The following is a 13,601-nucleotide window of genomic DNA, read 5'->3' as shown; positions in this document are numbered from 1 at the left end:
CATGTCCATAACTGTTAGAAAAGCCACATTAAACGATTTACCTATCTTATTAAAGTTTGAGCAAGGAGTTATTACTGCAGAACGTCCTTTTGATCCAACAATAAAAAATGGGGCTATCAACTACTATGATATCAATGAATTAATAACTAGTCCAGATTCTGAAGTCTTTGTTGCTGAATCTAACGAAGATATCGTTGCTTCTGGATATGCCAAAATTAAAACCGACAGACATTATTTAAAACATGCTTATCAGGGTTACTTAGGTTTTATGTTTGTTTCCCAAGACCATAGAGGGCAGGGCCTTAACAAAATGATTATTGATGCTTTATTAAAATGGTGTAAAACCCGAAATATCTTCGAAATTAGATTAGATGTTTATGACGTTAATGTACCTGCTATTAAAGCCTACGAGAAAGTAGGATTTAAAAAACATATGATCAATATGCGCCTGGATATCGAAAATTTGGATTTGGAGTAAGTTAATCTTAAAGGTGGTCAGCTTAATTATAATTTCTTAACGTACTTGGTAATAATGACTATCTGTTGTGCCCCAACTTTACCTTCTATATACTCAGCGTTTTCACGATCTAAACGAATATTTCTAACGGCAGTGCCTTGTTTCGCAACCATGCTAGACCCTTTTACTTTTAGGTCTTTTACCAGAACTACAGAATCTCCAGATTCTAAAACAACACCATTAACATCTCTATGAATAATCTTGTTTGCTTCATCTTCATGTTCGCCTGTTGCACGGGCCAGGCTTAAAGCCTCATCATCTAAATACATCATGTCCAACAAATCTTGCGGCCATCCTTCGTTACGTAATCTTTGAAGCATTCTCCAAGCCATAATCTGTACAGCTATATACTCGCTCCACATACTATCGTTTAAACATCTCCAGTGGTTAACATCTATATCTACATGGCCTTCAATTTGATCTAAACAGGTTTTGCAAATCAACACATCATTAGCTACATTTTCGTTTAATGATGGTGGAATGGTATATTGTTGTAGGTTTTCGGTAGAAGTACATAATTCGCAGGTATTGTTGCTTCTTTCCTGCAATGTTTGTAATACGCTCATGATTTGCCTTTAATTTCTGCAATAATACGTTTTAATAAAGGGTTCTACAAGTTTAGAATTGTGACAAATAAAAAAGGTATCCAAAAAGCTTAATCCCATGTCATGCAAGATTTTATATAAATCGTAATTTTTGGTTTGATTTTAAATTCAGTCCAAAAGATTACTACGTCTATTTAACCTATTAATGACAAGCTATTCAAATACCTCAATTATTTAAATATTGTTAAAAAAACTATTTAGAAAGACCGTGTACCCATGTATATAAATAATCGCCATGAACACCTGTAAAATAGTTTCTCCATGCTTTACCTTTTGCTTTTCTGGCTTCTTCGTCTGGAAATGCTTCTTTCATAAGTTCGGAATTCCTATCATACATTTTATCTAAATCTCCCATAGAATCCAAGAAAAAGGCTTCTACGTATTCTGTTCTATCAGATCCCCAAGCATGCACATGCGGATAATAGGCTTTTATATATTCATTTTTATTAATAATAGTATCAAACCCTTCTTTTTTCAACGCCATGAACTCTTCCTGAGTACCATCTTCTGGAAATGAAAAATGATTTTTCCTAACATAGGTCACCATATCTTTAGTTGGCTTTTCGGCCATTAACTTAGTACCAGGCATGGTGGCATAAATTTCGTCCGAATGCTCATTAGCATAATATGCCATACGCTTTTTAAAGAATGCTTCCCTTTCGGTTTCATCGGGCCAAGCTTCTTTTATTAATTCACCATTTCTATCGCCAAATTTCCCCATATCTTCCCACGATGCAAATGTTTGCACATAAATAAGCTCTGTATTATCTGCCGTAAATAAATGCAAATAAGTAGATGCCCCCATAATAAATTCATTTTTCATGGTTACTTTGTCTAAAAACTCTTTTTCAATAGCTTTCCATGCCTCTATATCAAAATCTTCCATATCCATGTTCCAATGCATGGTAGTTACTGTAATAAACTTAGGGCCTTTTGGAGCTTCTTCTTCCTGTGCAAAAATCATAGAGGTACTAAACAATAATAGCATTGCTAAAACAGCTGTAAAAAATTGGTTGGTTGTTTTCATAATCTGTTAGAATTTAAAGTTAATATATTTGAATTAGTCAATACAACTTTAAGATTATGGGGCTGTAAAAAGATTTAGGACAACCTATTACGTAATAATGAAAAATAATGATATGGAGAATTGAGAATACTTAAATATACAATAAAAAAACGTGCAATTAACATGTTGATCACATTTTACGTACTCAATAAGCAATTTATTTTACCTTTATATCAAATTGATTAACATATGTTTACAAAATCAAGCTTCGATTTAACTCGATCAATTCTTCCTACGCTTAGTGATGCTATGCCCTTCAAAAAGTATTTCACCTGGATAAATGTTATCTCGTTTTTGGTTATAAACACTAAAAAACCAAGATACGTTCAATAAATATTATTCTAATTTCCAAGTACGCACCCAATCGTATTTAGTGGTTCTTTCTTCTAGGGTTCCGCTCTCAACAAGACCGCCATCTTCAGGAATGGGATTCCAATTGTACGTTTCTATGGCCATGTGTAAAAAAGCTGGTGTATCCCACTCGATCGTAGGATTCAATTTATACATAAATTTACCATCTAAATAACAAAGAATTTCGGTTGGCGATTTCCACCAGGCCCCATATACATAATACCTCTTATGATTTGCCTCATCTAGTATGACAGCATCTTCGTCTCGCTCGCTTTTTGGATGGCAATCGGTTTTTCTATGAATGGTATTGGAATGAAAAATTCGATCCCAATCTTTTGCCCAGTCTTTTGTTAGTTCGGTAGTTCTACCAACACATTCTTGAATATCCAGCTCTTCTTTTTTCTCGCAATTATATTTAGACATCAACCAAAAAGTAGATGACATAACGGTTTTATTAGCTTTCATTTTACACTCAAAATACCAGCCAACATTTCCAGGTTTTAATGCCCTTACTATACCTCCCTGGTGTGTGAATTTTTTACCATTTATATTAACAATAGTGTCTAATTTACCAACGGTTACCTGCAACTTGCCATCTTCTACCTTTACATTACTAGCTTTAAAAAGACCTGGAGGTCTACCTATCCAAGTCCAGTCATTTCCAACAGGCTCCTTTTGCCATTTTGATACATCTAATTCGTTTCCTATGAACTCATCGGATAAATAATCAACTTTCACCCATTTTTTATCCTTTGGTTTTGGGTCTTCATTTTCTTGAAATGTAGGTGTTTCATTTTTACAAGATACAATAGATAAAAAGGTAATTGCCAATATAATTTTGAGGCACTTTTTCATTTGATTTTTCCTTGAATATTAAATTAATTTCTCTCTTAGCTTTTTTGTCATGCCTTTTACAACCATATCGTAAGAATGATCTATCAAGGCTTTGATTAATTGAGGTTGTAGTTCTCCTTCATGAATATACAAAGTGTTCCAGTGTTTTTTACTCATATGGAATCCCGGGCGAATGCTATTGTATTCTGCTCGAAGTTCTTCGGAATATTCTGGGTCTGCTTTTAAATTTATGGCAGCCTCTCCAGCTTCCCAACGCTTCAAGGAAGCCAGCGCAAACATTTTTCCTAGTACTTTAAAAACCAATGTCTCTTCATCAAAGGGAAATTCTTCTGTGGTACCTTTTTTACTTAAACAATATTCACGAAGTTGATCTATGTGCATATTTTCTTTTTATTATTCCAGTATAGACAAGTTTTTTTTAATTAAAATCTCAATTATCACTGAAGCTTTTTAATAGGTTGTTCTTCTATTTTTAATGCTGAGTAATCTAATTTCCAACCTATGGTTTCTACAATCGTTTCCATTAACAAAATAGTTTCCAAAGCTTCTTTCTGAGCTATTTGAATGAGGCCACTTTCTGGTATTTTATCTTGAATATGATGTTTAGCTTCGTTATGCAAATCGGTTAGATCGGCAGCTTCAAACTTATTAAATAAACCATCCGATTTATCGTAATAATTCAAATTGGTTTCAATTGAAAGCACCTCTGGTTGTGGAAAATGTTGCAATAAAATTTTCTTTTTATCATTATCTGCTATCAGTTCAATTTTAGATAAATCGTATCCCACATGGGCTTTTGCATTTACAACGACCAGAGCTTTCTTTTTACTGGAAATCAACTTTAAAAAACGTTCTTTCACATCTTCATAATGATATATTTCAGCAAAATCACCTTCTACTGTTATAAACTTGCAGACCTTTTTTATTTTGTCTAAAAGCAATACGGATTGGGATTTAACTAACTGTTTTTTCTTTAATGATTTAAAGTAAGTAACAATCCCCAAAGTAACCAAGACACCTATAATAATTCCTAAAAGTGCTTCCATCTAATCAATTATTTTATATAAAACAGGCTTACTAGGTGATGCATCATTTTCAAACGGTGCTATTTGAAGGTTTAAAAAATACATACCATCCTTCACATTATTTGGCACAAAAATAAACTCTGTTATAGTAGCCTCAAGTCGTATTTTTCCTTTGGTATTCCAAAAAGCGCTATGCGCCAATAATCGGCATTCATCCTTTTCTTTATCCACACTAGGCAAATCAATTAATAAATGTTTCACGCCTTTTTCTCGCAAATAAACAGCTGCATCTTCTAATAGATAAGGCGGATTTGAATGCGAGTACTGCGCAGTGAGTTTTTCTGTAGTATTAGGAATCGTCCTTATAACTATGGCTTCTCTTTTTTTATTCCCAATAGCAAATTGTAGCTGCTTTTTAGAAATTACAAAATCTCCATTTAGTTTTTCAGGAGCCACCGTTATAACCTCAGCTAGAAAGAAAAACCGCTTTAAATTCTGGTTTACAGAGTGTACTTTTTCGGTAATATGCCCCACACATTCCGTATGGGTACCATGCGCATGCGGATTAAAAGAGATATTATTAAAATTGACACAGGCACCTTCTTCTACACTAATGATTCTCTCTCCATCTTTTGCTGGCTCAATCGTTGGCGCATCTATATACCACGCATTAACGTTACTTTTTGATGCGCTAAGTGGTATTGAAAGATCAATAGGTAGCGACAAATCTATTTGAAGTTTTTTTGAATTATACTGAATGGTTGCTAGCATTTATGCTGAATTTATTTAAGGAACTCTTAAATTACATCTATAATTCCAAATATAAGTTTTTTAATACTGTTTTTCGTCTTTAAAAACCCAGAAATATTAATGCTATTTTGTAGTATTTTAATTTGAAAGATTCCGAAACTAATTCAGAATAAAAAGTTCTGAGGCAATTCCATCAACCAAAAATTTACCTTTTTGTGTTGTTATTAATGTCTCTATATTATTTTGGTCCTCATCAAGGCCTCTAGCAACAACAAGCGAGCCGTCTTTTATAAATTTTTCTGACGATACTCTTAATTGCTTAAGAAAAAGATTTCCAAACTCCCTTTCTATTTTATTTAAAGACACTCCCCAAACAGTTCTCAAACCAGTCATAATGTATTCATTATACTGATCCTTCTTAGAAAGTATTTCAACTGTATTTGGAAGTTTATTGTTTTGGATGGCCTTTATGTATTTTAAGTTATTCGACACATTCCAACTCCGTTGGTTTCCGTTAAACGAATGTGCAGAAGGACCAATACCTAAATAAGGTTTCCCTTGCCAATAGCTGGTATTATGCTTTGAAAAATAATGGGGTTTTCCAAAATTTGAAATTTCATAATGCACAAACCCTTCTGCTTTGGTTTTATCGATTAGATAATTAAAATGTTTTAGTGCCAATGCTTCATCAATTGGTGGGTAATTTCCTTTTTTTATAAAAGTATCCAATGCCGTTTTGGGCTCAACAGTGAGCGCATAACTAGATATATGATTAACCCCATAACTAAAGGCTGTTTCAAGGTTTTCGTTCCATTTTTCCAAACTCATGTTGGGTATACCATAAATAAGATCAATTGTTATATTGTCAAAATATTGCGTTGCGAGTTGCAAACATTTTTTTGCTTCTTCGGAGTTATGAGCACGATTCATACTTTTTAAATCATCTTCAAAAAAGGATTGAATGCCTATACTTAGACGATTTATTGGACTTTTAAATAATTGAACCATTAAATCATTTGATAAATCGTCCGGGTTTGCTTCCAATGTAATTTCTGGACTGTCTGTAACTGAATAATTTTTATAGATCTCGTCAATCAAAAATTGCAATTCGTCAATCGTCAATAAAGAAGGGGTGCCACCTCCAAAATAAATAGTTTCAATAGTTTGATTCTTTAGCTCCTCTTTTCTTATCCCCAGCTCCTTTATAAGTGCTTGAATCAATTCATTTTTCTTTTTTAAGGAGGTTGAAAAATAAAAATCGCAGTAATAACATGCTTGCTTGCAAAATGGTATGTGGATGTAGATTCCTGGCATTTTTTTAGTGGTCAGTAATTATATATATATTTAAATTATTATAAAACTGCTCCTGAACACTATTATCTTATTTTATCAGGATTCTGTTTTACAAAAGCATCCCATCCCGTATAACTCTTACCAACACTAACCTTACCTGAGTTATAAAAATGACAAACTGCTGCTGCTAAACCGTCGGTAGCATCTAAGTTTTTAGGCAAGGTTTTCAACCCCAACACACTTTGCAACATTCTAGCAACTTGTTCTTTACTGGCATTTCCATTACCAGTTATGGCCATTTTTATCTTTTTAGGAAGGTACTCTGTAATAGGAATTTCCCTGCTTAGACCTGCTGCCATTGCGACACCTTGAGCACGCCCCAGCTTTAGCATACTTTGTACATTTTTTCCAAAAAAGGGTGCTTCAATAGCAATTTCATCTGGGTTGTGGGTATCGATAAGCTCAATAGTACGTTCAAAAATAAGTTTTAGCTTTAAGTAATGGTCATCGTACTTTCTTAAATCGAGCTCATTAAGCTGTAAAAATTTCATGGTTTTCCCCACAACTTTTATAAGCCCGAAACCCATAATGGTGGTACCTGGGTCAATACCTAAAATAATTTTTTCTCTGGTCATCTTTGTTCACAATAATAACACCCACTAAGCGATATAGAAGCTCCTATTGTTAATGTTAAAAGGTTACCATTAAATGCTCCGAATCCATCCGATATCGGGTTAAAATCTTTTGCAAACCCATGGATATATGAAACATCTGTATAAACAGAAAGCTTATCTGAAATTCCAAAATGTAACTCTACACCTGTCATAGCATTCAAAAACGATGCTTTATTCTGAGTGAAATTCCCCAAAGGCTTTACCGTTGACAATCCTGGTCCAGCATGCACAAACAGCCCTTTGTTTTGGGATAAATTAAATATTCTATTAAGGTTATAAACAGCCTGTAAATTGATACGGGAGTAATTAAGTTTAAACGCCTGCGCATCTTTTTTATTAGATATTCTACTAAAGCTATAGTCTAATTTTACACCAAGTATAGGTTTAAACATATACTGAATACCTAAGTTTACTGTTGGAAAATTAGAAGTCTTCCCCTCAAAGCCATTTACAAATCCATTTTTTGACGGACTGTTCAGGCCTAATGCAAATTGTGCTTTTATAGTACTGGTATCGCCTTGAGAAACAGACACAAAGCAACTCAGCATAAAAGCTATGGCATAAAAGGTCTTTTTATAAATTTTTAAATTTGAGATCATAATGTAATAATGATTTAATTTGCATTCTTAATCGGTATATTACTTACATGTTGCCATACAAAACTAAACAATTCTTTTTTGAGCTTATTAAATTGGGTGTTGTCTGTGGTGCTTTTTATTTTATATACCAAAAACTAGTAAATAATCCAGAACTGGATTTTCATACTTTTATTACTTTTTTATTAAAAAAAGATATCTTTTTACTCAAAAATATTCTTTTATTACTCTTTTTGACATTTTTCAATTGGTTTTTTGAAATTTTAAAATGGCAAACGTTGGTAGTTCCTATAAAAAAAATAAGCTTCAAAAATGCTTTCGAACAAAGTTTGGGGTCCTTAACAGCTTCATTATTTACTCCCAATAGAATTGGTGAATATGGTGCCAAAGCCATTTATTATACTTCCAATTATAGGAAGCGCATACTTTTAATTAATTTGTTAGGGAATATGATGCAAATGTTAGTCACCACTGTTTTTGGAGTTATAGGCCTTTACTTCTTTATATCTAAATATTCAATAAATGTTAATTATTACAAATTTGTTCAATGTCTTTTAATAGGCATTCTTATTATTATTTTAATTGGTTATGGCTTACAGAAAACAAAGTTCACTATTAAAGGGTTTTCTTTAGAAAAAATTAAACACTTTATTTTGGGATTTCCTAAAAAATCCAGTGTCATAGCACTATTTTTATCCATACTTCGCTATCTTATTTTTTCATTTCAATTTTATCTTTTATTATGGCTCTTCGGAAGTGACATAACATATATTAATACAATGGTCATTATTACTTCCATGTATCTGTTGGCCTCGATAATCCCTTCCATTTTTATATTTGATGTTATTATAAAAGGTAGTGTCGCTATTTACCTATTTGGCATATTAGGTATTAATGAAATTACTGTTTTAAGTACGATCACTATCATGTGGTTGTTGAATTTTGTTTTACCAAGTATTTTAGGAAGCTATTACGTCATTAACTTTAATTTACCTAAAGACACCGATTAGTTATGGTTTTAACAAGCATTATTATTACTATAAGCTATTTATTTTTAATTGGGGGTTTCGTTTTTGGTTTTGATAAGGTTAAGCCATTCAAACTAGAGGATGCGCCTTCTAAAACAACATTTTCTGTTATCATTCCTTTTAGAAATGAAGTTGAAAATTTACCACATCTATTGGAATCTATAAATGAATTGGAATATCCAGATCATTTATTTGAGGTTATTTTTGTTGACGATGCTTCTGATGATGCATCTGTTGACCTGATTACGGGGTTTCTCGCCAATGTTCGAAAAGATATAAAGGTTATTAAGAACAAAAGAATTTCCAATGCTCCTAAAAAAGATGCCATTACGACAGCAATCCATCATGCTAAAAACAAATGGATTGTAACAACAGATGCCGATTGTGTACTACCAAAATATTGGCTCGATAGTTTTGATGAATGGATTCAAAAAACAAATTCAAAATGTATCGTTGCTCCAATCACCTATACTTACGCTCCTAATTTTCTAGATCAATTTCAATTGCTAGACGTTTTAAGCTTACAGGGCACTACCATAGGAAGTTTTGGCATCCATAAGCCCTTTCTGTGTAATGGTGCTAATTTCGCATACGAAAAAGCACTGTTTCAAGAATTAAACGGTTTTGAAGGTAATACAGATATTGCAAGTGGCGATGATATTTTTCTACTTGAAAAAGTAGCAAAAACATATCCCGAACAACTTCATTATTTAAAATGCGAGAATGCTATAGTAAAAACGCGAACACAACCATCGTGGAAAGATTTAGTATCGCAACGTGTTCGTTGGGCTGCGAAAACAAGCGCCTATAATAATGGGTTTGGAAAATTTACCGGAGGTATTGTTTTACTTATGAACGGCTTAATTATTTTAACATTATTATTAGCGCTCCTAGGTCTTTTTAATTTTAAAATCCTGAGTTATATTTTAATAATAAAATTCAATATTGATTTCTTTCTAATTTATAAGTCGGCCGTTTTTTTTAATCAGAAAGCAGTTTTAAGAAATTTTATCTTAGGGTTTATTTTATACCCCTTTTTTAGTTTCTATATCGCTTTTACATCGCTTTTTAGAACCTATAAATGGAAGGGTAGGAGGTTTAAAAAATAACGTGAGTTTAATATCTTCTGACGTACATCGGCAGTGCACAAGATATAAAAGTGAATATATTTGAAACTGAGGCGTCAAAATATGCTTCGACAAAGCTTGTGCTGAGCTAAGTCGAAGTACTTAGCAAGACAGGCTAATTTTTATTTGTCTTTCTATTCAATGATGCTTTTCATTTAGTTAGTTTGACAATTGAATGATCTAATGTCGATCCGAGCTTATCGAGGATTATGCTCAATTATACAAAAAACCACATTAAATAGTATCAATCCACACCAATAATAATTGGTAATTTAAATTCTGTCGTAACTTGTTGCCCGCGTTTTATCGCTGGAAATATTTTAGGCAATGTATCTAAACTACGAACTAACAAATCATTAATATTTGGTATTTCCTTTACAGTTAGGCTGTCTACATCAGACTCTAATAAAGTGATCTCTCCTGTGTTGGATATTTGAAGTTTTAAGTCTATCGTATCATTAATATCCTGGGTTACAATAATGATTTCGTCCTGTAGGTATTCAAATATATGGCCTGTTAAAATATCTGTAAAGCACTGTTTTTTTTCTTGTTTGGAAGATACAGAGTCACACGAAGAAAAGGACGGGTATTCATCAACATCATTCCAGTTAAAAGTTTCTAATTCTTCATTCAATATGGCTTCAGAAGATGTTTTTTTCACATTGAAATACTCACAAGAAGTAAGCAATATGATTACTAAAAAAGCACAAATCTGTTTCATGGATTACATCTGAAAACCGAAATGTACAATTTTTTTACATTTTAATTGCTTTTTACCCCATCCTTCATAAACTTTTCTTCCCTTAACTCACTGATGCGTCTATCAATATATTCAGTATGGAACCCAGATGGGTATTTCTTTTTGAACTTATTATACATTTCAAGTTTTGTATCTAAATCTGCATAATAGGCATCCTTTGTTACTAATAAAAAAAAGTGTGTTCCTTTATTGTCGGGGTTTTCTTTTATTGCCTTTTTTAGTATTTCGATAGATTCACTATACTTTTTTTGCCTATTTAATATATTAGCCAATTTTGAATACTCAGCATCCAAGGGCAAATCTTTCGACGCCAGGAATTGTTTTATATATTTTTCCGCATTAATAAAATCGTTAAGTTCATAATAATATGTTCCTATGACATATAGAGATGCTACATCATTCTTATTATATTTTAATACCAGTTTTCGCTGCTCAATAGCCTTCTCAAATTCATAGATTTTATAGTAACATACACTAAGTTTTTCATGAATAAACTCTGAAGACTCACCAAGTTCAATGAGCTTTTCAAACCAAATAACAGCCTTTCTATAATACTGTTGCCAATAATAATTTTGGGCTTTAAGACCTATTAATTTCACATTGTTTGCATAGGTTTCGAGTCCCTTATCAATATATTTATTTACGAACTGATGCTTCCTCTTTTTAAGGTAATACTTAGCCACTTTATAAATAGCTTTTTGGTATGTTTGGTCTAAATCATAAGCGGAAAGAAAACTATGAATTGCTGTAGAGTCTTTAAGCTGTTCTAACACCAAACCGAGCTCATAATGGTAATTGGGATTTTTATTATCCATAGAAACCAAATTATTAAACACATGTGCAGCTGTTTCGTACTTTTTAGTTTTAGAAAGCAATTTAGCATATTCGTATTTTAAAAGCATATTTTTAGGCGTCGCCTCTACTTTTATTTTGTAATATTTTAATGCTTCATCATAATTACCAATAGCTGTGTAAGCTCTCGCTATTTTATCAAAAACTTCAGATTGGTTTTCCAAGGTTTTATATTGCTCTATGGCTTTAGAGTAATTACCATATGCATATAAACTATCTGCTATATTTAAAACCGAAGTTTGTGCTTCGGTTTTAAATGATAATATTAACAGCAGCAATAAGGACGTTCTAATCATCCGTTTTCTTTATCTAAGGATTTAACTTCAAAAATTATTGGTAACGAATAAAATGTATTAACTTTCTTTCCCTCATACTCTCCTGGCACCATTTTAGGAAGTGTTTTTATAACGCGAACAGCTTCAGCTTCCAATGCTTTATGCGGTGCTCTGGAGCGAACATCAACGATACCGCCTTCTTTATTAATTTTAAAAATGACATTGATACGCTGCCTACCTTTTAAATTTAAACTGTCTGCTTTCTTAGTATTAAAGTTCCTGTTTACATGCTCTGACACCATTCTAGAAAAGCAAGCTTTTTGTTTAGCTATATCCACATCCTTACACTCGGGGAATATTGGTGCGCGATCTAAAACTGAAAAAGGAACAACGCCTCGATTGGCATATTTTGTTTTATTTAATACTACCGACAAGTTTTTCATAGCTTGTTTTTCCTCTTCTGATGTAATTTCTCCTTTATGTTCGATGGCAGATTTTAATTGATTAATTTGATCTGTTAATGGTACTTCTTCCCTCTTTACACTTTTTTGGGTGCCGCAAGAAGTATAAATTAACATCCCCATAATCATAGGAACTAAAAGAGCATACTTCAATAGATTAATTTTTTTTGACTTCGATTTTTGTAACATAACGATTCGTTTTTTGATTAATGATTGTTTAAAAAATGGATTGATGAATGATATATTTTTAGTTTGAAAAAACTGAGACAACAAATTTTCGTAGTAGTCTTTTTTATTTTGATTTTCTATAGCCTGTTTGTCTGCTATAAACTCATGAAGTTGCATCATTCTGCTTTGGTACATATACACCAAAGGGTTAAACCAAAATAGAATACGTAGTGCTTCAAAAAATAATAGATCTAGTGTATGTCTTTGTTTAACATGTACCATTTCATGCTTCAAAATGGCAGCCTTATCTTTTTCATTTATTTGTTCTCCTAAAAAGATATAGTGGAAACACGAAAAAGCGGCATGGCTATTTAGCAAGCTAACAACAAACAAATTACCGATTTTACTTTTAGGATTTTTGGAAATTATTAGAACCAATTTGGCTACTTTAAACAGTAATAAAAATGTCGCCAATAACATGCCTATATATAAAACTGTTTCCCAAGACCATAAAGATTTTGAAGTCATTAAAACAGAACCTGAAGGTAAAGCATTGGTATTCGTTGAGGATGTATTCCCAACAATAATCTCTGGTAAGCTAAACATAAATTCTTGAGGGAGTACTTCCTTAAGACGGTTTATTTTAATGAAAGGAATTACTAATGCTAAAAGCGAGGTTCCAATGAGATAAAACCGATTCCAATTAAAAAATGTTTCTTTCTTTAAAAACAAGTCATAAATAATTAGAAAGAATAACTGAAACGCTATTGTATTGATTATATACTGTACCATGTTATGTATCTTTCCTATTAATGTCTTTCAAAATAGATTCCAAATCTTTAATATTCATGTCATTTTTCTTTACAAAAAAGGATACCATACTCTTAAAAGACCCTTGAAAATAGTTGTCAACTAATTTATTAATCGACTGATTGCTATAATCTTGTTTAGCCATCAACGGGAAATAAACATGCCCTTTCCCTTCTTTTTCATAATCTACAACCCCTTTACTCTCTAAAATTCTAACTATGGTAGACACTGTATTATAAGCTGGCTTAGGTTCGGGGAATTGCTCTATTATAGCTTTAACATTGGCTCTTTTCAATTCCCAAAGTATCTGCATGATATCTTCTTCTGCCTTAGTAAGTTGTTTCATTTTAACATTTTTTAATAGTCACTAAAACTCAAATCTTTTTTC

The 13,601-nt window shown here is 32.4% G+C and carries 16 protein-coding genes; 3 read left to right on the top strand and 13 right to left on the bottom strand.

Annotation, left to right across the window (positions count from 1 at the left end; genetic code table 11):
• Nucleotide 1 precedes the first annotated feature (1 nt).
• Nucleotides 2-478, top strand: a complete 477-nt coding sequence (locus tag HHX25_RS06865) for a GNAT family N-acetyltransferase (protein ID WP_169671519.1) — start codon at nucleotides 2-4, stop codon at nucleotides 476-478.
• A gap of 26 nt (nucleotides 479-504) precedes the next feature.
• Here HHX25_RS06865 and HHX25_RS06860 read toward each other — a convergent pair whose 3' ends face one another.
• From HHX25_RS06860 to HHX25_RS06820, 9 genes are all read right to left on the bottom strand, one after another.
• Entirely contained in the window at nucleotides 505-1,083 is a 579-nt protein-coding gene (locus HHX25_RS06860; RefSeq protein ID WP_169671517.1) for a PhnA domain-containing protein, read from the bottom strand.
• A gap of 232 nt (nucleotides 1,084-1,315) precedes the next feature.
• Nucleotides 1,316-2,149: a hypothetical protein gene (locus HHX25_RS06855; RefSeq protein WP_169671515.1), complete on the bottom strand. Its 834-nt coding sequence runs from the start codon at nucleotides 2,147-2,149 to the stop codon at nucleotides 1,316-1,318.
• Nucleotides 2,150-2,524: 375 nt separating this feature from the next.
• Nucleotides 2,525-3,394: a LamG domain-containing protein gene (locus HHX25_RS06850; RefSeq protein WP_169671513.1), complete on the bottom strand. Its 870-nt coding sequence runs from the start codon at nucleotides 3,392-3,394 to the stop codon at nucleotides 2,525-2,527.
• 18 nt (nucleotides 3,395-3,412) lie between these two features.
• Complete coding sequence (locus tag HHX25_RS06845) at nucleotides 3,413-3,775, bottom strand: MmcQ/YjbR family DNA-binding protein (RefSeq protein ID WP_169671511.1); 363 nt, start codon at nucleotides 3,773-3,775, stop codon at nucleotides 3,413-3,415.
• 56 nt (nucleotides 3,776-3,831) lie between these two features.
• Complete coding sequence (locus tag HHX25_RS06840; RefSeq protein WP_169671509.1) at nucleotides 3,832-4,440, bottom strand: DUF4230 domain-containing protein; 609 nt, start codon at nucleotides 4,438-4,440, stop codon at nucleotides 3,832-3,834.
• Nucleotides 4,441-5,190 (bottom strand): cyclase family protein, encoded by a 750-nt coding sequence (locus HHX25_RS06835; RefSeq protein WP_169671507.1) that lies wholly within the window; start codon nucleotides 5,188-5,190, stop codon nucleotides 4,441-4,443.
• 138 nt (nucleotides 5,191-5,328) lie between these two features.
• Nucleotides 5,329-6,483 (bottom strand): radical SAM family heme chaperone HemW, encoded by a 1,155-nt coding sequence (hemW, locus tag HHX25_RS06830; protein WP_169671506.1) that lies wholly within the window; start codon nucleotides 6,481-6,483, stop codon nucleotides 5,329-5,331.
• Between the two features lie 62 nt (nucleotides 6,484-6,545).
• Nucleotides 6,546-7,097 carry a crossover junction endodeoxyribonuclease RuvC gene (ruvC, locus tag HHX25_RS06825; protein ID WP_169671504.1) on the bottom strand — a complete coding sequence of 184 codons (552 nt, stop codon included), beginning with the start codon at nucleotides 7,095-7,097 and terminating at the stop codon, nucleotides 6,546-6,548.
• Nucleotides 7,094-7,735, bottom strand: a complete 642-nt coding sequence (locus HHX25_RS06820; protein ID WP_169671502.1) for an outer membrane beta-barrel protein — start codon at nucleotides 7,733-7,735, stop codon at nucleotides 7,094-7,096. Before HHX25_RS06820 ends, ruvC begins: the two co-directional genes overlap by 4 nt.
• A 38-nt stretch (nucleotides 7,736-7,773) precedes the next feature.
• On the opposite strand from HHX25_RS06820, the gene HHX25_RS06815 reads away from it, so the two are divergent.
• On the top strand, nucleotides 7,774-8,742 hold the full coding sequence (locus HHX25_RS06815) for a lysylphosphatidylglycerol synthase domain-containing protein (RefSeq protein ID WP_169671782.1): 969 nt from the start codon (nucleotides 7,774-7,776) through the stop codon (nucleotides 8,740-8,742).
• A 2-nt stretch (nucleotides 8,743-8,744) separates the two neighbouring features.
• Complete coding sequence (locus HHX25_RS06810; protein ID WP_169671500.1) at nucleotides 8,745-9,869, top strand: glycosyltransferase; 1,125 nt, start codon at nucleotides 8,745-8,747, stop codon at nucleotides 9,867-9,869.
• Between the two features lie 262 nt (nucleotides 9,870-10,131).
• Here HHX25_RS06810 and HHX25_RS06805 read toward each other — a convergent pair whose 3' ends face one another.
• From HHX25_RS06805 to HHX25_RS06790, 4 genes are read right to left on the bottom strand one after another with little or no spacing between them, the layout of a single operon-like run.
• Entirely contained in the window at nucleotides 10,132-10,608 is a 477-nt protein-coding gene (locus tag HHX25_RS06805; RefSeq protein ID WP_169671498.1) for a hypothetical protein, read from the bottom strand.
• Nucleotides 10,609-10,649: 41 nt separating this feature from the next.
• Entirely contained in the window at nucleotides 10,650-11,795 is a 1,146-nt protein-coding gene (locus HHX25_RS06800; RefSeq protein ID WP_169671496.1) for a tetratricopeptide repeat protein, read from the bottom strand.
• Complete coding sequence (locus HHX25_RS06795) at nucleotides 11,792-13,195, bottom strand: M56 family metallopeptidase (RefSeq protein ID WP_169671494.1); 1,404 nt, start codon at nucleotides 13,193-13,195, stop codon at nucleotides 11,792-11,794. The genes HHX25_RS06800 and HHX25_RS06795 overlap by 4 nt, the downstream gene beginning before the upstream one ends.
• A 1-nt stretch (nucleotide 13,196) precedes the next feature.
• Complete coding sequence (locus tag HHX25_RS06790) at nucleotides 13,197-13,559, bottom strand: BlaI/MecI/CopY family transcriptional regulator (RefSeq protein WP_169671492.1); 363 nt, start codon at nucleotides 13,557-13,559, stop codon at nucleotides 13,197-13,199.
• Between the last annotated feature and the right edge of the window lie 42 nt (nucleotides 13,560-13,601).

It is taken from the genome of Flavivirga algicola (genome assembly GCF_012910715.1).
In the GTDB taxonomy this organism is placed as follows: domain Bacteria; phylum Bacteroidota; class Bacteroidia; order Flavobacteriales; family Flavobacteriaceae; genus Flavivirga; species Flavivirga algicola.
This window is presented reverse-complemented; position numbering and strand designations above follow the sequence as displayed.